This is a genomic window from Mesorhizobium sp. Z1-4 (assembly GCF_004000235.1).
Taxonomy (GTDB): domain Bacteria; phylum Pseudomonadota; class Alphaproteobacteria; order Rhizobiales; family Rhizobiaceae; genus RCIO01.
Window position 1 is genome coordinate 1086671 of sequence record NZ_RCIO01000001.1, and the last position, 18246, is coordinate 1104916.

17 protein-coding genes are annotated in these 18246 nt (G+C 63.5%); 11 read left to right on the forward strand and 6 right to left on the reverse strand.

Features of this window, described 5'->3' with window-relative positions; all coding sequences use genetic code 11:
• Positions 1-51: 51 nt before the first annotated feature.
• From EP165_RS05250 to lpdA, 4 genes are read left to right on the forward strand one after another with little or no spacing between them, the layout of a single operon-like run.
• Positions 52-1284, forward strand: a complete 1233-nt coding sequence (locus tag EP165_RS05250) for a 3-methyl-2-oxobutanoate dehydrogenase (2-methylpropanoyl-transferring) subunit alpha (RefSeq protein WP_127520435.1) — start codon at positions 52-54, stop codon at positions 1282-1284.
• A gap of 4 nt (positions 1285-1288) precedes the next feature.
• The gene (locus tag EP165_RS05255; protein WP_127520436.1) at positions 1289-2302 is read left to right on the forward strand and encodes an alpha-ketoacid dehydrogenase subunit beta; all 1014 of its coding nucleotides are present in this window, start codon (positions 1289-1291) and stop codon (positions 2300-2302) included.
• Complete coding sequence (locus EP165_RS05260) at positions 2303-3601, forward strand: dihydrolipoamide acetyltransferase family protein (RefSeq protein WP_127520437.1); 1299 nt, start codon at positions 2303-2305, stop codon at positions 3599-3601.
• Between the two features lie 4 nt (positions 3602-3605).
• Positions 3606-5000, forward strand: a complete 1395-nt coding sequence (lpdA, locus tag EP165_RS05265) for a dihydrolipoyl dehydrogenase (RefSeq protein WP_127520438.1) — start codon at positions 3606-3608, stop codon at positions 4998-5000.
• A gap of 308 nt (positions 5001-5308) precedes the next feature.
• Here lpdA and pncB read toward each other — a convergent pair whose 3' ends face one another.
• The gene (gene pncB / locus EP165_RS05270; RefSeq protein WP_127520439.1) at positions 5309-6613 is read right to left on the reverse strand and encodes a nicotinate phosphoribosyltransferase; all 1305 of its coding nucleotides are present in this window, start codon (positions 6611-6613) and stop codon (positions 5309-5311) included.
• A gap of 124 nt (positions 6614-6737) precedes the next feature.
• Here pncB and EP165_RS05275 point away from each other — a divergent pair, with 124 nt between their 5' ends.
• The 6 genes from EP165_RS05275 (at position 6738) to EP165_RS05300 (ending at position 13090) form a co-directional block, all read left to right on the forward strand.
• Complete coding sequence (locus EP165_RS05275) at positions 6738-8189, forward strand: hypothetical protein (protein ID WP_245440027.1); 1452 nt, start codon at positions 6738-6740, stop codon at positions 8187-8189.
• A gap of 145 nt (positions 8190-8334) precedes the next feature.
• Positions 8335-9642, forward strand: a complete 1308-nt coding sequence (locus EP165_RS05280; RefSeq protein ID WP_127520440.1) for an ABC transporter substrate-binding protein — start codon at positions 8335-8337, stop codon at positions 9640-9642.
• Between the two features lie 149 nt (positions 9643-9791).
• On the forward strand, positions 9792-10673 hold the full coding sequence (locus EP165_RS05285) for a branched-chain amino acid ABC transporter permease (RefSeq protein ID WP_127520441.1): 882 nt from the start codon (positions 9792-9794) through the stop codon (positions 10671-10673).
• Positions 10673-11650 carry a branched-chain amino acid ABC transporter permease gene (locus tag EP165_RS05290; RefSeq protein ID WP_127520812.1) on the forward strand — a complete coding sequence of 326 codons (978 nt, stop codon included), beginning with the start codon at positions 10673-10675 and terminating at the stop codon, positions 11648-11650. The genes EP165_RS05285 and EP165_RS05290 overlap by 1 nt, the downstream gene beginning before the upstream one ends.
• A complete protein-coding gene (locus tag EP165_RS05295; RefSeq protein WP_127520442.1) occupies positions 11647-12390 on the forward strand; it encodes an ABC transporter ATP-binding protein in 744 nt (247 codons plus the stop codon). The genes EP165_RS05290 and EP165_RS05295 overlap by 4 nt, the downstream gene beginning before the upstream one ends.
• Positions 12383-13090 (forward strand): ABC transporter ATP-binding protein, encoded by a 708-nt coding sequence (locus EP165_RS05300; protein WP_127520443.1) that lies wholly within the window; start codon positions 12383-12385, stop codon positions 13088-13090. The genes EP165_RS05295 and EP165_RS05300 overlap by 8 nt, the downstream gene beginning before the upstream one ends.
• Here EP165_RS05300 and EP165_RS05305 read toward each other — a convergent pair.
• Genes EP165_RS05305 through EP165_RS05320 form a run of 4 tightly spaced genes read right to left on the reverse strand, consistent with a single transcriptional unit; the run spans position 13072 to position 16521 of the window.
• Positions 13072-13875 (reverse strand): metal ABC transporter permease, encoded by an 804-nt coding sequence (locus EP165_RS05305; RefSeq protein WP_127520813.1) that lies wholly within the window; start codon positions 13873-13875, stop codon positions 13072-13074. The genes EP165_RS05300 and EP165_RS05305 overlap by 19 nt on opposite strands.
• 35 nt (positions 13876-13910) lie before the next feature.
• A complete protein-coding gene (locus EP165_RS05310) occupies positions 13911-14771 on the reverse strand; it encodes a metal ABC transporter permease (protein ID WP_127520444.1) in 861 nt (286 codons plus the stop codon).
• Positions 14768-15679, reverse strand: coding sequence for a manganese/iron ABC transporter ATP-binding protein (locus tag EP165_RS05315; protein ID WP_127520445.1), 912 nt, complete (start codon positions 15677-15679; stop codon positions 14768-14770). The genes EP165_RS05310 and EP165_RS05315 overlap by 4 nt, the downstream gene beginning before the upstream one ends.
• Complete coding sequence (locus EP165_RS05320; protein WP_245440063.1) at positions 15676-16521, reverse strand: metal ABC transporter substrate-binding protein; 846 nt, start codon at positions 16519-16521, stop codon at positions 15676-15678. The genes EP165_RS05315 and EP165_RS05320 overlap by 4 nt, the downstream gene beginning before the upstream one ends.
• A gap of 208 nt (positions 16522-16729) precedes the next feature.
• Here EP165_RS05320 and EP165_RS05325 point away from each other — a divergent pair, with 208 nt between their 5' ends.
• A complete protein-coding gene (locus tag EP165_RS05325; protein WP_127520447.1) occupies positions 16730-17170 on the forward strand; it encodes a Fur family transcriptional regulator in 441 nt (146 codons plus the stop codon).
• 1 nt (position 17171) lies between these two features.
• On the opposite strand, the gene EP165_RS05330 is transcribed toward EP165_RS05325, so the two are convergent.
• The gene (locus EP165_RS05330) at positions 17172-18158 is read right to left on the reverse strand and encodes an alpha/beta hydrolase (protein ID WP_127520448.1); all 987 of its coding nucleotides are present in this window, start codon (positions 18156-18158) and stop codon (positions 17172-17174) included.
• Positions 18159-18246: the final 88 nt, after the last annotated feature.

An 18246-nucleotide genomic window follows, 5' to 3' on the forward strand; every position in this document is an offset into this window, starting at 1 on the left:
GGATTTGCCCTAGTTTCTCGCCAGCAACCTCTGGCGAAAGGGCAGGTACCCATGGCCGACCAGCCGCCTCTCAGCCTCTACGTTCCGGAACCGGCTGTCCGGCCGGGAGACACTCCAGACTTCTCCAATGTGATCATTCCGAAGGCCGGGTCGGTCGACCGGCCGCCGGTCGATGCAGATCCCGAGTCGATCCGCGATCTCGCCTTCTCCATCATCCGGGTTCTCAACCGAAAGGGCGAGGCTGTCGGCCCATGGTCAGGCCTGCTGACGCCCGACGAGCTGCTTGAAGGCCTCAAACATATGATGACCTTGCGCGCTTTCGATGCGCGAATGCAGACCGCGCAGCGCCAGGGCAAGACCTCCTTCTATATGCAGCATATGGGCGAAGAGGCGGTGAGCTGCGCCTTCCGCCAGGCGCTGGAACCCGGCGACATGAACTTCCCGACCTACCGGCAGGCCGGCCTGTTGATCGCAGGCGGTTACCCGATGGTCGACATGATGAACCAGATCTATTCCAACGAGGCCGACCCGCTGAAGGGGCGCCAGCTTCCCATCATGTACTCGTCCAAGGAGCATGGCTTCTTCTCGATTTCCGGCAATCTCGGCACGCAGTTCGTGCAGGCCGTCGGCTGGGCGATGGCCTCGGCAATCAGCAAAGACACGCGGGTCGCCGCCGGCTGGATCGGCGACGGCTCGACCGCCGAGAGCGATTTCCACGCCGCACTGGTTTTCGCCTCCACCTATCACGCGCCGGTGGTGCTCAACATCGTCAACAACCAGTGGGCGATCTCGACCTTTCAAGGCATTGCCCGCGGGGGCTCCGGCACATTCGCGGCGCGTGGCCTGGGCTTCGGCATTCCCTCGCTCAGGGTCGACGGCAACGATTATCTCGCCGTTCATGCGGTGGCGAAATGGGCGGTCGAGCGCGCCCGCCGCAATCTCGGGCCGACGCTGGTTGAATACGTCACCTACCGGGTCGGTGCGCATTCCACGTCGGACGACCCGTCGGCCTACCGCCCGAAGGCGGAGTCCGACGCCTGGCCATTGGGCGACCCGGTGCTGCGTCTGAAGAACCATCTCATCAAGCTTGGTGCCTGGAGCGACGAGCGCCACACGCAGGCGGAGGCCGAAATTCTTGACACGGTGATCGCCGCGCAGAAGGAAGCCGAAAAACACGGCACGCTGCACTCGGGCGGCAAGCCGTCGACGCGCGACATGTTCGAAGGCGTTTATGAGGAGATGCCGCCGCATCTGCGCCGCCAGCGCCAGCAGGCGGGAGTGTAACGCGATGCCGCGCATGACGATGATCGAGGCGATCCGCGACGCGCTCGACGTGTCGATGGGACGCGACGAGGGCGTGGTCGTCTTCGGCGAGGATGTCGGCTATTTCGGCGGCGTTTTCCGCTGCACTGCCGGCCTGCAGCAGAAATATGGCCGCACCCGCTGCTTCGACGCACCGATCTCCGAGCTTGGCATCGTCGGCACGGCGATCGGCATGGCCGCCTACGGGCTGAAGCCCTGCGTCGAGGTTCAGTTTGCCGACTATGTTTATCCTGCCTACGACCAGATCGTGTCGGAGGCGGCGCGCCTGCGCTACCGGTCCAACGGTCAGTTCACCTGCCCGATGGTCATCCGCATGCCAACTGGCGGCGGCATCTTCGGCGGTCAGACGCACAGCCAGAGCCCCGAGGCGCTGTTCACTCATGTGTCGGGCCTGAAGGTCGTTGAGCCATCCAACCCGGTCGATGCCAAGGGCCTGCTGATCGCCGCAATCGAAGACCCCGATCCGGTGATCTTCCTGGAGCCGAAGCGGCTCTATAACGGCCCCTTCGACGGCCATCATGACCGTCCAATCACCCCCTGGAGCAAACATGCGCTGGGCGAGGTCGAGGCCGGCCACTACACCGTGCCGCTCGGCAAGGCCTCGGTGCGCCGCGAAGGATCGGCCCTAACCGTGCTGACCTATGGCACCATGGTCTATGTCGCGGAGGCCGCGGCGGAGGAAACCGGCATCGACGCCGAAATCATCGATTTGCGCACCTTGCTGCCGCTCGACCTCGATACCATCACGGCCTCGGTGAAAAAGACCGGCCGTTGCGTTGTCGTCCATGAGGCAACGCTTACCTCCGGCTTCGGCGCCGAGCTTGCTGCGCTCGTGCAGCAGCATTGCTTCTACAATCTCGAAGCGCCGATTGCCCGCGTCACCGGCTGGGACACGCCTTATCCGCACGCGCAGGAATGGGAGTATTTCCCCGGCCCCGCGCGGCTTGGCGAAGCGATGCGCGAGGCGATGGAGGCTTAGATGGGCGAACACACCATCAAGATGCCGGATGTCGGCGAGGGCGTTGCAGAAGCTGAGCTTGTCGAATGGAGCGTGAAGCCCGGCGACCTCGTGCGCGAGGACGACGTGCTGGCCGCCGTGATGACTGACAAGGCGACGGTGGAGATACCTTCGCCGGTCGAGGGCGAGATCACCTGGCTGGGTGCGGAGGTCGGCGACACGGTTTCGGTTGGCTCGCCCATTGTCCGCATCAAGACCGCGGGCGGCGGTGACGGGGAGGCGGAAGAAATCGTGGCCGAAGCCAAACCGGCTGCGCCCGAGCCCGAGAAACCCGCAGAGAAGCCTGCTGAAGAGCGCTCGCACAAGGCCGAAAAAAAGCCGGCTAAAGATACTGCACCCAAGCCCGCGGCTCCGATCATGCGGGCCGCAGGCGCGCCGCGTGCGGAAGGCGAAAAGCCCGTTGCTTCACCGGCCGTCCGGTTGCGGGCCCGCGAGGCGGGCATCGATCTGCGCCAGGTTCCGGGCTCCGGTCCCGCCGGCCGTATTCTGCATGAGGATATCGACGCCTATCTGCGTGCTGGTCCGTCTCAGCAGGCGACCGCTGCTCGTCATGCCGACAGTTCGGTCGAGGAAATCAAGGTCATCGGGCTGCGTCGCCGCATCGCGGAAAAGATGGCGCTGGCGAAATCGCGCATCCCCCACATCACCTATGTCGAGGAAATCGACGTCACAGCACTGGAAGACCTGCGCGCCGCGCTGAATGCATCGCGCAAGGCCGATCGTCCCAAGCTCACCATCCTGCCGTTTCTCATTCAGGCGATGGTGGTGGCGATCAGGGATCAGCCGGCGCTCAATGCGCATTTCGACGACGATGCCGGTGTCGTGCGCCGCTATGGCGGCGTACATGTGGGCATCGCGGCCCAGACCGATTCCGGCCTCGTTGTGCCGGTCGTCCGCCATGCCGAAGCGCGCGATCTGTGGGACAGCGCGGCGGAGGTGAACCGCCTGGCAGACGCCGCGCGTGCCGGCACCGCGACACGCGAGGAACTGAGCGGCTCCACAATCACCATCACGTCTTTGGGCGCGATGGGTGGTGTCGCAACCACGCCGGTCATCAACCATCCGGAAGTCGCGATCGTGGGCGTGAACAAGATCATGATGCGCCCGGTCTGGGACGGTGCCGCTTTCCAGCCGCGCAAGATGATGAACCTGTCCTCCAGCTTCGATCACCGCGTGATCGACGGCTGGGATGCCGCGCGCTTTGTCCAGCGCATCAAGGCGCTGCTGGAAGCGCCGGCCATGATTTTCGTGGGGGAGTGAGCAGATGAAGGAAATCGCCTGCAAGCTTCTCGTCATTGGCGCTGGCCCGGGTGGATATGTCTGTGCCATCCGTGCCGGACAGCTCGGCATCGACACCGTCGTGGTGGAGGCGGTCAAGCCGGGCGGCACCTGCCTCAATGTCGGCTGCATTCCCTCTAAGGCGCTCATTCACGCCGCCGAAGAGTTCGAGAAGGCCTCGCACTGGGCCGCAGGCGACACGCCGCTCGGCATCTCGGTCGCCAAGCCGGCCATCGATTTCGGCAAGACGATCGCCTGGAAGGATGGCGTTGTCGGGCGCCTAACCAGCGGCGTCTCGGGCCTGCTGAAGAAGGCCGGCGTGAAAGTTGTCGATGGCTGGGCGCGGTTCCGCGACGGCAAGACCGTCGAGGTCGAAACCGAAACGGGCACGCAGGTGATCCGTGCCGAGGCGATTGTCATTGCGACCGGCTCAAGCCCTGTCGAGTTGCCCTTCCTGCCTTTTGGGGGCCAAGTGATCTCCTCCACCGAGGCGCTGGCGCTGGCAGAAGTGCCGGCGACGCTGGCCGTGGTCGGCGGCGGCTATATCGGGCTCGAGCTTGGTACCGCCTATGCCAAGCTGGGTGCAAAGGTCACCGTGGTTGAGGCGGAAGACCGCATCCTGCCGCTTTACGACCCGGAGCTGACGCGCCCGGTATTGAAAAGCCTCGCCGCGCTGGGCGTCGAGGTGATGACCGGTGCAAAGGCCAAGGGCCTGTCGAAGAAGGGCGATGCCCTTCTGGTGGAAACCGGTGCCGGCGAAAAGAGGATCCAGGCCGCAAAGGTTCTCGTCACTGTCGGGCGTAAGCCGCTCACCGAAGGTTGGGGCCTCGAAGAAATCGACCTCGACATGAGCGGCCGCTTCATCCGCATCGACGATCACTGCCGCACCTCGATGCGCGGCGTTTATGCAATCGGCGATGTCACCGGTGAGCCGATGCTAGCGCACCGTGCGATGGCGCAGGGCGAGATGGTGGCCGAAATCATCGCCGGCAAAAGCCGCGCATGGGACAAGCGCTGCATCCCCGCGATCTGCTTCACCGACCCCGAAATCGTCTCGGCCGGCCTGTCGCCGGAGGAGGCACGCACCGCGGGGCGCGACGTCAAGGTGGCGAACTTCCCGTTCTCGGCCAATGGCCGCGCCATGTCGCGACTTGCCGAAGCCGGTTTCGTGCGCATCGTGGCGCGCGCCGACAATCATCTGGTTCTTGGCGTTCAGGCGGTCGGCCAGGGCGTGTCGGAACTCGCCGCCGCCTTCGGGCTTGCGATCGAGATGGGCGCAACGCTGGAAGATGTCGCCGGAACGATCCACGCGCACCCCACGCAGGGCGAGGCCTTCCAGGAAGCGGCTTTGCGCGCGCTCGGCCACGCGCTGCATATTTGATTTCGCCGAACGCGGCGTCTTCCTCGGGCTTGTAGCTCGATTGCGTCCTCTCCCTGTCCTTCGACAAGCTCAGGATGAGGGAGAGGAAGAGCTTCCGCAGATGACAGCGCGCTCTTCTCCCCACCGGGGAGAAGGTGGCCCGAAGGGCCGGATGAGGGGGTAAGAAGCTCCGTTGGGGCTGATGAAGGCAGGCCCTTGGGACAAGCCCAAGGGTGACGGCGCGGACGGGTTGGCCCACTCGCCTCCGTCATTACCGGGCTAGTCCCGACAATCCATGCCTCGGCATCGCTGCGCAGGAGCGACGGCGGCTAAACCAGAACCGGCTTCTTCACCCGCTCTTCGCCGCCGAAAACTTTGATGTAGCGCTCGATCTCTTGTCGGTCGCCGGTCGCCTTGTTCGGATTGTCGGAGAGCTTCACGGCGGGGCGTCCGTTCGCTTCGCTCACCTTGCAGACCAGCGAAATGGCCTTCAGCCGGTCATTGGGCAGCGGCGCGCAATCCTCGAAATCATTGGTGAGGTTGGTGCCCCAACCGAATGCCATGCGCACCCGGCCCTCGAAATGCCGGTAGGTTTTGAGGATCGTGTCGACGTCGAGGCCATCGGAGAAGATCAGCAGCTTCTCTTTCGGGTCGCGGCCATGCGCCTTCCACCACTCGATAATGCGCTCGCCGCCCTCGATCGGCGGAGCGCTGTCGGGGCGGAAGCCGGTCCAGTCGGCCACCCAGTCGGGCGCATCGCGCAGGAAGGCGGCTGTACCAAACGCGTCCGGCAGCACAATCAGCAGATTGCCGCCGTAAAGCGTGTTCCAGTCCTGCAGCACCTTGTAGGGCGCTGCACGCAGCTCTTTCTCGGTATCTGCAAGCGCTGCCATCACCATGGGCAGCTCGTGCGCATTGGTGCCGAGCGCCTCAAGGTCGGTATCCATGGCGAGCAGCACATTGCTGGTGCCGGTAAAGGCTTCGCCGATGCCTTCCTTCAAGGCTTCCACGCACCAGCGCTGCCACAGGAACGAGTGCCGCCGCCGCGTACCGAAATCCGAAATGCGGATTTCAGGAAACGCCTTCAGCCGCTCCACCTTGTCCCACATGCGGGCCTTTGCCCGCGCATAAGTGACATCGAGCGAAAACGGACCGAGTTCGCGCAGCGCGGCGCGGCTGCGCAATTCGTTGATGATCGCGAGAGCCGGAATTTCCCACATCGACGTCTCGGCCCATGAGCCGTGAAAATCGAGCTGGTACTGGCCTTCTTCCTTGCGCAGCTCATATTCGGGCAGCTGGAACGCCGACAGCCAGTCCAGAAATTCGGGCATGAATATCTGCTTGCGGCCGTAGAAGCTGTTACCTGCCAGCCAGATCGTCTCTTTCTTGGAAAGCCGCACCGTGCGCGCGTAATCGAGCTGCGCCCGCAACTCCGCCTCGTCCACCTCCTCGGCCAGCCGCACCGAGGTCGTACGGTTGATCAGCGAAAAGGTCGTGCGGACATCCGGGTAGCGGCTCCAGATCATCTGCAGCATCAGGAGCTTGTAGAAGTCCGTATCGAGCAGGCTGCGCACGATTGGGTCGAGCTTCCAGGTGTGATCGTAGACGCGCCGCGCAATGTCCGTGGTCGTCATCTGGCTCTCCGATGCAAATCCGCGTTAGTGCATAAGGGTTGCCGGCGCGAATTGCCAGCTTGTCCAATCAATTGAAAGCATGCAGCATTTTGTGAAATTGCGCCTGAGGGCAGTGTCGCTATTCTTGCAGGTACAGAGGGGCGCGCCGATTCCAGCCAGGATTTTCATAACAGCGTTGGTCGCGGGTGTCGGGTTGCTGGCAGCGTCGCCGGCCGCCTTCGCGCATACGGCCGACCGCGGCTTCGTGATGCTTCTGCCGACCGGCTATTATCTCTTCGGCGGCGCGGCGGCGGTGGCGCTCAGCTTCGCGGTTCTGGTCGTCATGCCGCCCGTCGCACTTGCCGTGCTTTTCGCTACGCGATTACGGCTCGTTGCTCGCCCGATCGACGGCAGGCTGTTCACCAGCACGATCAGCTTCCTCGTCGTTGCCAGCATCTGGTACGCCGGTCTTTTCGGCAGCCGCGACCCGTTGTCGAACCCGCTGCCGCTGGTGTTCTGGACGGTTTTCTGGGTCGGCTTCACGCTAGTTGTCGGCCTGCGCGGCAATCTCTGGCGCTGGCTGGAACCATGGTATGGGCCTTCGCGGCTGATCCTCAAAGCAATCGGCCGGGCGGACGCGCCTCCGCCGCTGAAACTGCCTGAGCGCATGGGCCATGCCGGTGCGCTGGTTCTGCTCCTCGGCTTCGGGTGGTTCGAACTCGTATACCCCTCGCCCGACGATCCCGCACTTCTGGCCAAGGTGCTGATCGCCTACTGGCTTTTCAACCTGGCGGGCATCCTGGCTTTCGGCCATGAGGCCTGGACGGCGCGTATCGAGCTGTTTTCGGTGCTGTATTCAATGATTGGACGGCTTGCGCCGTTTCAGCGTGAAGCGGACAGTGACGGGCGGCAGGCGCTTTTTCTGCGGTTTCCCGGTGGCGCGCTGGAGAAGGCCCCGCCGCTACCGCGCGGTGCAACACTCTTCCTGCTGCTAGCGCTGGCAACTGTTTCCTTCGACGGGCTGATGCGAACATTCTTCTGGCTCAGCTTGGTCGGTGTGAACCCGCTCGAATTTCCGGGCCGCTCTGCCGTGGTGTTTGCAAACACTGTGGGGCTTGCCGGCATCTTCTCGGCCCTTTCGGCACTGTTCGTTTTTGCCGTCTGGCTCGGCAACCGCATCGCCGGCTCGACTGCATCGCTCGCGACAAGCTGCGGCTTGCTGGTGTGGTCGATCCTCCCCATCGCGCTCGCCTACCACTTCTCGCACTATCTCGGCGTGCTGGTGATCAACGGCCAATATGCGCTCGCCGCGATTTCCGATCCGCTGTCGAATGGCTGGAATATTTTCGGCACCGCCGGCTTTCATGTTGCCGCTGCGGCAACCGCCGGTTATGACGCCGCATGGATCATCTGGAACCTGCAATCGGCCGCGATTATCGGCGGGCATCTCATCGCCGTTATGATCGCCCATGCACTCGCGTTCCGAATTTACGGCTCCGCGCGCCAAGCCGCGCTCAGCCAAATTCCCCTTGCAATTCTGATGGTTGGCTACACTGTGTTCGGTCTGTGGCTGCTTTCGTCGCCCACTGGAGGCTGACGCTGCGGAACTCAGTTTTCGCGGTTCTATTGCCAGCTTCCGGGTTTGGTGATTTTATTTGCATACAAGTGAATTTTGGCGCACCGCGAAACCCGTGAAACGCCTCTTTGAATATGGTCTTAACAGCCGAAAAAGGGGAACTGGTATGGCTGACAAACGCACTTCTCTCCTGCTTCCAAAGAAACAGGGCCTCACCCGCCGTGGCGCGCTGAAGGGGCTCGGCGCAGCGGCCGGCATCATGGCCGCGCCGGGCTTCGTGCGCTACGCCCAGACACAATCGTCGGAGCCGATCCGCATCGGCTTCCAGGCACACCGCACCGGCATCGGCGCTGCATACGGCCGCTGGTATGAGCGCGTCACCATGGCCGCGACACAGGCGATCAACGATGCCGGCGGCATCAACGGACGCCCACTCGAGATCGTCACCGAAGATGACGGTACCGACCCGAAGCGCGGCGCCGAGGTGGTCGAGAAATTTGCCAACCAGCACAAGACCGACGTCGTGTTCGGCACCCTGTTCAGCCATGTCGTGGTGGGTTCGGCGCCAGCTGCGGGCGAACTCAAGATTCCCTACTATGTCGTGTCGGAAGGCTACCACGTCGCGTCCGGCAGCCTGAACCGCTACGTATTCCAGCCGGGCATCACCGATGTGAAGGCGCAGGTGCGCGCTGTTGGCCCGTGGATCGCCGACAACCTCGGTAAGAAGATCACCCTGGTTTTCCCGGATTACGCTTTCGGGCACGACCACCGCGACAAATTTCCCGAGCGTTATGAGGCGGCTGGCGGACAAGTCGTCGGCCTGGTGCCGATCCCGCCTACGGAAACCTCCTTCACCCGCTATTTCCCGCAGATCCCATCGGAAACCGAGGTGATCTACCACGTGATGGTCGGTCCCGGCGTGCTGACGTTCGTCAAGGAACTCGGCGAGTTCTACGGCTCCAGCGGACCGAAGCTCTTCGGTTTCCTGGACAGCCTTGAAGCGGTCGATATTGCCAGCCCCGGGCTCGAATTCCTGGAAGGCTCGCACTTCTGGGAGGCTATGCCGCGTTATCTGCAGCCCGACGCCAGCGATGCCGCCAAGGCGTACCGCGCCGCCGTCGGCATCGACGACAACGGCGCCAGCGTGAACGATCCGAAGGATGTCTCCACCGCCTCGCACATGTTCGGCTGCTGGGAGACGCTTCATATCATCAAGCAGGCGATGGAAGCCGCCGGATATCAGGGCCCTGCCGACCGGGCCAAGCTGGTGGAAGCCACCGAGGCGCTGACCAGCTTCGCCGCCGGCGCTGCGCACCCGCAGGGCGACAAGGTCTTCAACGCCAAGATCCACCAGTCCTTCGGACACCAGCACGTTTCTCAGGTTGTCGACGGCAAGCTCAACGTCGTCCACACAACCTCGATCGAAGACGGCATGTACGAGGCGGAAGCCGACTACACGACAATGCCGCTTTAGGCTCTGTTCTTACCCTCCCCCTTGTGGGGAGGGTGGACGGACGAATGGAATTCGAGAGACCGGGTAGGGGTCGTGAAAAGCATGGTTCGTCGGCACCCTCAACCCGGACCTGTGGTCCGACCCTCCCCACAAGGGGGAGGGTAATCTAAATGGCATTCGGACCTTATTTCTTTCTGGCTACGCTTGAAGGCCTGGTGATGGCCGCGGTGCTGGCGCTCACCGCGCTCGGCCTGTCGCTGGTCTTCGGTGTCATGCGCGTGGTCAATGTCGCCCATGGCGAGTTCTTCATGCTGGGCGCGGTGCTCGCATGGGCGGTGGCGTCCTCGATTTCGGGGCACCCCGCGCTGGGTTTCCTCGCGGCTCTCGTCATCAGCCCGCTCGTCGTGGGTGCGGTAGCACTTGCCTCCGAGCGGCTGGTGCTGAAGCGCGTCAACTACAACCCTGAAGCCACCATCGTTGCGACCATCGGCATTCTCTACATTCTCCAGCAGCTGGCGCTCACCTTCTACGGCCCGGACGCACGGCCGGTGGTGGCGCCGTTCGACTATCGCATCCGTTTCCCCTGGTTCGGCTATTCGGCCTACAAGCTGTCGGTCATCGCGGCCTCGGCAATCGTGCTTGCCGCGACCTGGTACCTGCTCTCGCGCACCAAAATCGGCCTGATCATGCGCGCCACGCAGTTCGACGCCGAAACCGCGACGGCCTTCGGTATTCCGGTCGACAAGGTCTATGCCGGCGTCTTCGCGCTGGGCGCCATGCTCGCGGCGGTTGCCGCAGTTCTGATCGTGCCGATCCAGCAGGCGCATTACCTGATGGGCCACGACCCGCTGCTGCTCTCCTTCATCGTCGTCATCATCGGCGGATTGGGCAGTTTGCGCGGCACCATCGTCGCCGCGCTTCTCATCGGCCTGTCGGACGGCATTATATCGGTGTTCTTCTCGCCGACTCTGGCCAAGATCATCGCCACCATGGCCGTGGCGCTGGTGCTGGTTTTCCGCCCGCAGGGGCTGTTCGGAGTATCGGCGCGGTGATGGGGCTCGGCAATCTGTCTGGCCGTGTGCTTGCCCTGCATCTCGGCGTCGTTGCGCTGCTGTTTGCGCTGCAATTCGTCCTGCCGGCCTATCACCACGGCATCATGGCGCGCATTCTGGTGCTGGCCGTCTTCGCCATGGGCTACAATCTGCTCTTCGGCTACACCGGCCTGCTCAGCCTCGGCCATGCGATGTTCTTTTCCGCCGGGCTCTACGGCGCGGGACTGACCGTCTATCACCTCGACTGGTCGGTGCCGGCTGCTTTTGCCGCGGGCCTTGCATCGGGGCTCGTGCTTTCAACGGTCGTCGGCTTCCTGGCGCTGCGCACAACCGGCGTCGCGTTCCTGATCGTCACCATGATGTTCGGCCAGGTTGCCTATCTCTTCACGCTCTATTTCGGCGACTGGACACGCGGCGAAGAGGGCCTCACCCTGTCGCAGGCAGCGCGCCAGCTCGGACCGCTCGATCTCACCGACCCGACGACGCGATATTTTGCAGCGCTCGCCCTGTTCACGGTGGTGCTGTTCGTCACGCTTGCGCTGGTGCGCGCGCCCTTCGGCCGGGTGCTGATCGCGATCCGCGAAAACGAGGAACGCACCCGCATGCTGGGCTACGACACGTTTCGCAACAAGCTCGGCGCGACCATTGGCTCGGGCGTCATCTGCGCGGCCTCGGGCGCAGCCTATGTGCTTCTCTTCGGCTATTTCGGCTCGAGCTTCGCCGCCGTGCAATATTCGATCCTGCCGCTTCTGTGGGTCCTCGTCGGCGGAGCTGCCACCACGCTGGGCCCGCTGCTCGGCACTGTGCTAATGTTCTATCTGATCGACCTCTCGAACGACCTTCTGAACAGCCGCTTCCCCGATTGGGACGTCTCTTATCTCGGCATCGTCGGCGTGGCGCTCGTGCTTCTCATCCTGTTTTTCCCGAAGGGGCTGCTCGGCTCCATACGTGACCGCTGGGTCAGGTGGCTGCCATGAGCGCGCTTGTGGAAACACGTGGCCTCGGCCGCAGCTTCGGCGGCCTGCGTGCGGTCGACAGCGTCGATTTCAGCCTCCCGGAGGGTGAAATCCGCGCAATCATCGGCCCCAATGGCGCGGGCAAGACCACCTTCGTCAGCCTCATCTGCGGCCGTGTTGCACCGACCGACGGTACGATCAGCTTCGACGGGCGTGACATCACCGGCATGCCGGCGGACCGGCGGGTGATGGCGGGCATTGCCTACACGTTCCAGATCACCTCGATCTTCGCCAACCTCACGGTCGAGGAAAACGTCACGCTCGCCGCGATGCGCCGCCATGTCGGCCGCGCCGGCAAGCGCTATTCGCCCGCGGCCCTTCGCCAGGCTTCGCTGTCCGCGCTCGGCCGTGTTGGCCTGCGCGACCACGCCGACGCAGTTGCCGGCAATCTCGCTTATGGCCATCAGCGGCTTCTGGAAGTCGCGATGGGGCTGGCGCTCGAACCCAGGCTTCTGGTGCTCGACGAGCCGACGCAGGGGCTCTCAGACACCGAGATCGAGAGTTTCATCGCGCTGGTGCGCGAGATCGGCCAGCAGGCGACCGTACTTCTGATCGAGCACAACATGCCGGTCGTCATGGCACTGGCCGAGCAGATCACCGTCATGGACCAGGGCCGCATTATCGCCGAAGGCACGCCCGATGCGATCCGCGCCAACGCCGCCGTGCAGCAGGCTTATCTTGGAGCGCCTGCCGATGGCTGACGTGCTCGTTCTGGACAATGTCGACGCCGGTTACGGCGAGGTGCAGGTGCTGCGCGGCATGTCGCTCATGCTGCGACGGGGCGAGGTGCTGTGCATGCTCGGCCTCAATGGTGCGGGCAAGACCACGACGCTGAAGACCATCATGGGGCTGGTGCGCGCCAGCGCCGGCTCCATTCGCCTCGGCGAGAGGGAACTCGCCGGGCTGCCCGCGCATGAGGTGCCGCGCGCCGGCGTCGCCTATGTGCCGCAGGGCCGGCGTCTGTTTTCCGAGCTCACCGTAGCCGAAAACATCGAGATCGGCTTGATGACGCGCAAACATGGCGAAGCCACGCGCGAGAGCGTGCTCGAACTTTTCCCGGTTCTGCGCGAGCGGCTGAAACAGCGCTCCGGCACATTGTCAGGCGGCGAACAGCAGATGCTCGCCATGGCGCGCGCGCTGTGCGTGGAACCCGAAGTGCTGCTTCTCGACGAGCCGACCGAAGGGCTGATGCCGTCAATGATCGCCCGCATTCGCGACACCGTTGCGATGCTGCGCGAGCGCGGCGTCTCAACGGTCCTTGTCGAACAGCGGGTCGACGCGGTTCTGCCGGTCGCCGACCGTGTGGCGTTCATAGAGAACGGCCGCAACCGTGAAACACTGGATGTGGAAAAGCTGCGCGAGAACCCTGAGCTCGTTCGCCACTATGTCGGCGTGGGGTAGCGCGTGGTGCGCCGTGCCTGCCATTGCGACCACGCGAAGGCGGCAACGAACTGCAGGCTCATCAGAAGCACGATCGTGGGTGCCGGCGCGCTGTCGATGAAAAAGCTCGCATAGACGCCCAGAACCGACGACCCCACCGCGATCGCCATCGAAACGACGAGCATGCGCTCGAAGCTGCGCGTGATCAGATAGGCGATGGCGCCGGGCGAGATCAGAAGCGCGATGGCGAGGATGATGCCGACCGCCTTCAGTGCACCGACGATGGTCAGCGAAATCAGCGCCAGCAGCCCGTAATGCAGGAGCCGCACCGGCAGGCCGATGGCGCGCGCATGCTGTTCGTCGAACACCATCGCCATCAGGTCGCGCCGGAACACACCGGCGGTGGCAAGCGCCACGAGCGCTATCGCCGCGCTTTCGGCGACATCGCGCCAGGCAACACCCAGAATGTCGCCGAACAGAATGTGGTCGAGGTGAATTTCGGTCTGGATAGCGATGTAGAGCACGATGCCCAGCCCGAACATTCCGGAGAACACGACGCCCATGACGGTGTCTTCCTTCACCCGGCTGTTTTCTTTGAGATAGCCGGTGGCGAGCGCGCAAACCATGCCGGCCGCGAATGCGCCGGCCGCCAGCGGCAGGCCGACGACATAGGCAAGCACAATGCCGGGCAGCACCGCGTGGCTGATGGCGTCGCCCATCAGCGACCAGCCCTTTAGAACCAGAAACGGCGACAAGAGGCCCATCGGCAGCGCCGCGAGCGCGGCGATCAGGAACGCCTTTTGCATGAAGGGAAGCTGGAAGGGTAGAAGGAGGAGGTCGATCACGCGCCAGCCCCCAGCGCCGCCCGGGCGCGGCGGCGCGCCGCCAGCATGCCGTGTTTGGGTGCGAAGAAAAACGCTATGAGGAAGATCAGCGTCTGCAACACGACGATGATGCCGCCGGTCGCGCCATCGAGGAAATAGCTCGCATAGGCGCCGGTGAAACTTGTCACCGCGCCGATGGCGACGCTGGTCAGGATGAGACGCGGAAAGCGGTCGGTCAGCAGATAGGCGGTAGCGCCTGGCGTCACCACCATGGCGATGACCAGAAATGCGCCGACCGTCTGAAGTGCTGCCACCGTGGAGGCTGCGAGCAGCGTGAAGAACACGACGCGCAGCAGCCCGGTGTTGAGACCGATAGAACGCGCATGGCTTTCGTCGAAGAAGGTGACCATCAGGTCCTTCCACTTCAGCGTCAGCACCGTCAGCGTCACCACCGAAATGATGACGAGCTGCAGCGTGTCCATGGGCGTGATCGCCAGAATATTGCCGAGCACGATGGTCTGAATGTTCACCGAGGCCGGCGACAGGGAGACCATGAACAGGCCCAGCCCGAAAAAGGATGTGAAGATGAGCCCGATAATGGCGTCTTCACGCAATTTCGTGCGCTGGTTGAGAAAGAGCATGCCGGCCGCCGCCAGTCCGCCGGAAAGGAAAGCACCCAGCGAGAATGGCAGGCCGAGCATATAGGCGCCGGCCACGCCCGGCACGATGGCGTGCGAAAGCGCGTCGCCGATCAGCGACCAGCCTTTAAGCATCAGATAGGCCGACAGAAACGCGCATACGCCGCCCACCAGAGCCGACACCCACATGGCGTTGACCATGTAGCCATAGCCGAAGGGTTCGAGCAGAAGCTCCATCAGGATTTGTCTTTCCCGCCCTTGCCCGCCGCGTCATCGCCATAGATGACGAAGGGGCGCTCGTCGTCGGTCAGCACGGTCACGCTGCGCGTATCGGTTTCCGCGTCTTCATGCAGGTCGGCGCCGCCGAGCACATGCCGCCTCAGCACGCCGCCAAAGGCCTTGCGCAGATTGGCCTGCGTAAACACATCCTCGGTTGGCCCGGCGGTCAGCACCGTGCGGTTGATGAGGATCGCCCGGTCGCAAAAGCGCGGTACGCTGCCGAGGTTATGGGTTGAGACCAGCATCACGCGGCCTTCGTCGCGCAGCGTCTTCAAAAGCGTGATGATCGCCTCTTCGGTCTTCACGTCGACGCCGGTGAAGGGCTCGTCGAGCAGGATCACCCGGCCTTCCTGCGCCAGCGCGCGGGCAAGAAAGACACGCTTCTTCTGACCGCCGGAAAGCTCGCCGATCTGGCGCTTGCGGTAGTCGCTCATGCCGACGCGGGCGAGAGCCTCGTCGACCAGCGCGCGGTCGCGGGCGCGCGGAATGCGCAGTGCATTCATGTGGCCGTAGCGGCCCATCATAACCACGTCTTCCACCAGCACGGGGAAGTTCCAGTCCACCTCCTCCGCCTGCGGCACATAAGCGACAATGTTGCGCTTCAGCGCCTGCGCAGCCGGCTGGCCGAATATCGAAACCGAGCCGCGCGCCAGCGGCACAAAACCCATGATCGCCTTGAAGAGCGTGGACTTGCCGGAGCCGTTGACGCCGACAAGCGCTGCGATCGAGCCTTCTGGAATGGCGAAGCTGGCGTCGATCAGCGCCGTATTGCCGTTCCGGTAGGTGACGGTTGCGTCACTGACGGCGAGGCCCGGTCGCTCCACCTTTTCAGGCGCTGCAAACCCGTCGGCCTCGGGCTGCAGGTTCATTGTTTCAGACCTTCCACGATCGTGTTGGTCGTCACCTTGAGGAGGTCGAGATAGGTCGGCACGGGACCGTCCGGGTCGGAGAGCGAGTCCACATAAAGCACACCGCCGTAACGGGCTCCGGTCTCGCGCGCCACCTGCCGCGCCGGCTTGTCGGAAACCGTGCTTTCGGAAAACACCACGGGAATGTCGTTATCCCGAACCGCATCGATCACCTTGCGCACCTGCTGCGGCGTACCCTGGCTGTCGGCGTTGATCGGCCACAGATAAAGTTCGCGCAGGCCGAAATCGCGCGCAAGGTAGGAGAACGCACCCTCGCTGGTCACCAGCCAGCGCCTTTCGGCCGGGATGCTGTCGAGCGCATCGCGCAGCGGCTCTACAAGTGCCGCGATCTCGGCGAGATAAGCATCTGCATTGGCCTGATAGATGTCCGCATTGTCGGGATCGTTCTCGGACATGGCGCGGCGGATATTGTCGACATAGACGGCCACATCGCTGGGCGACATCCAGGCATGCGGGTTCGGCTTGCCGGTGTAGGGACCCTCGGCAATACCCATTGGCTCCACACCGTCGCTGACGACGATACCCGGCACGTCGCCGAGATTGTTGAGGAACCGCTCGAACCACTGTTCGAGGTTGAGGCCGTTCCACAGTACCAGATCGGCGTCGCGGGCGCGCAGAATGTCGCCCGGCGTCGGCTGGTAGTTATGAATCTCGGCATTCGGCTTGGTCACCGATTCCACGGTCGCGGCATCGCCTGCCACGTTGCGCGCGATGTCGGCGATCACCGTGAAGGTGGTGACGACCTTCAGCTTATCCGCAGCCTGAGCCTGAACGAGGCCCATCGACAATACCGCAATCGTACCAACAAGGCCTGACCAGCTAAGCGAACGCATGAAATTCCCCGGATGACGATCATTGGACACACTGCATTTAGGAGAATTCCAAACACCTGTCAATGCAATTGCAAATCGTTTGCAACTGAGGCGAGCCAGTTGCGAATTGCTCGCATTAGTTTTTGCAACTGGGTGTCAGCTGGCTCATAGTTCGGCGATGAATCACAGCGCACAGACCAAGCCGGACTACGAACGGGAACTGAGGCGCGCGGGCGTCCGCATCACGCGGCCGCGCCGCGTCATCCTCGATATTCTCGCGGCAACCGAAGATCATCCCGACGCGATGGAGATATTCCAGCGTGCCAGCACCATCGATAAGTCGATTTCGCTGTCGACCGTCTACCGCACGATGAAGCTGCTGGAGGGCATGGGCGCCATTCACCGGCACGCATTCGAGGGGGGGCCAGCGCGTTTCGAGCAGGCGTCAGGCGACCACCACGACCATCTGATAGACCTCGATACGGGCGACGTGATCGAATTTCACTCGAACCGTATCGAGGAGTTACAGGACGAGATCGCCCGCGAGCTGGGCTACGAAATTGTCCATCACAGGCTGGAACTCTACGGCCGGCGCAGGAAGGCCAGCGCTCGGAAATAGGTCAACGCAAGGCCAGCTGCGCGTTTCGCGGGACCGCGGCCGCGATCGCTTCCAATGCCGCCGGATCAAGTGTCATCGCGACATGTCCGAGCCCCGGAAGAAGCGTCACCTCCGCCTGAGGCTGCACCGCATGCACAGTCCCGGCATAGGCCTGCGAGGCAAAGACCTCGTCCTTGTCGCCAGCCAGAAGGGCGATTGGCGCATCCACAGCCTTCAGCAGACCGTCGGTGTCTTGCGGGTTCATGCTAACGAGCAGCCGGTGCGAATAGACCGGCGTGAGATTAGGACTGTCGCCGGCCGCGAACACGATCACGGGCAGATAATCGAGCCCGTGAAAGCCCAACCCGTTGAGGATCGACAGACCGATGATGCGCGGAATATCGGGGTAGGCCCAGGCGCGCTCCGCCGCGTTCGGATTGTCGGCGGTCGAGGGTTCCGCGTCGACACCAAGCATGGGCGACACCAGGATCAGCCTGGCGATGTCGGGCGCATGCCCCTGGCCGGCGGCATTGAGCGCAAGGCCGCCGCCCGAAGAAAATCCGATCAGGCTGATTGGCAGGCGCGGGGCCTCGTTGCGCATGAAAGCCAGGAAATCTTCGACGTCCTCAGCCGGCTGGCCGATATGAGCAACGTCGCCGCGCAGCCCGGTTGCGCCATGGCCCCTGATGTCGATCGCATAGGCGGTGACGCCGCTTTCCGCCAACGCCACGGCCAGCGGATGCATGCTCTGGCTGTCGGCGCTCGACCCATGCAGAAGAAGCGCGGCTGCGCGGGCATCTTTTGCTTCGTAGCGGCGGAACGCGATGCCGACGCCATCGCGCGCGTCGGTGAACCCGATCCCGGCCATGGTGCCATAATCGACATCCGCGAACGGGTCGGTGATCGAAGCGAAGGGTTTCGGTTTGTCAGCCACCGGCCACATGACCAGAAGCGCAAGAACAAGCGCCGCGACGATGGGCACGGCTAGGATCGAGAGGAGAAGTTTCATTCGGGACAGGGTTCCTCCGGGCCGATCGATTGTCGAGCTGCGCAGCTAGCAACCGCGGCCTGCCAGGGTCAAGTTGTTGGGGCCGAGG

Bases quoted from the DNA above. Each gene is read 5' to 3' on its own strand.
- EP165_RS05280 (WP_127520440.1), top strand. From the start codon at position 8,335: ATGGCTGACAAACGCACTTCTCTCCTGCTTCCAAAGAAACAGGGCCTC.
- EP165_RS05255 (WP_127520436.1), top strand. From the start codon at position 1,289: ATGCCGCGCATGACGATGATCGAGGCGATCCGCGACGCGCTCGACGTG.
- pncB (WP_127520439.1), bottom strand. From the start codon at position 6,613: ATGACGACCACGGACATTGCGCGGCGCGTCTACGATCACACCTGGAAG.
- EP165_RS05295 (WP_127520442.1), top strand. From the start codon at position 11,647: ATGAGCGCGCTTGTGGAAACACGTGGCCTCGGCCGCAGCTTCGGCGGC.
- EP165_RS05290 (WP_127520812.1), top strand. From the start codon at position 10,673: ATGGGGCTCGGCAATCTGTCTGGCCGTGTGCTTGCCCTGCATCTCGGC.
- EP165_RS05305 (WP_127520813.1), bottom strand. From the start codon at position 13,875: ATGCAAAAGGCGTTCCTGATCGCCGCGCTCGCGGCGCTGCCGATGGGC.
- EP165_RS05330 (WP_127520448.1), bottom strand. From the start codon at position 18,158: ATGAAACTTCTCCTCTCGATCCTAGCCGTGCCCATCGTCGCGGCGCTT.
- EP165_RS05250 (WP_127520435.1), top strand. From the start codon at position 52: ATGGCCGACCAGCCGCCTCTCAGCCTCTACGTTCCGGAACCGGCTGTC.
- EP165_RS05300 (WP_127520443.1), top strand. From the start codon at position 12,383: ATGGCTGACGTGCTCGTTCTGGACAATGTCGACGCCGGTTACGGCGAG.
- EP165_RS05320 (WP_245440063.1), bottom strand. From the start codon at position 16,521: ATGGGCCTCGTTCAGGCTCAGGCTGCGGATAAGCTGAAGGTCGTCACC.
- lpdA (WP_127520438.1), top strand. From the start codon at position 3,606: ATGAAGGAAATCGCCTGCAAGCTTCTCGTCATTGGCGCTGGCCCGGGT.
- EP165_RS05325 (WP_127520447.1), top strand. From the start codon at position 16,730: ATGAATCACAGCGCACAGACCAAGCCGGACTACGAACGGGAACTGAGG.
- EP165_RS05315 (WP_127520445.1), bottom strand. From the start codon at position 15,679: ATGAACCTGCAGCCCGAGGCCGACGGGTTTGCAGCGCCTGAAAAGGTG.
- EP165_RS05285 (WP_127520441.1), top strand. From the start codon at position 9,792: ATGGCATTCGGACCTTATTTCTTTCTGGCTACGCTTGAAGGCCTGGTG.
- EP165_RS05260 (WP_127520437.1), top strand. From the start codon at position 2,303: ATGGGCGAACACACCATCAAGATGCCGGATGTCGGCGAGGGCGTTGCA.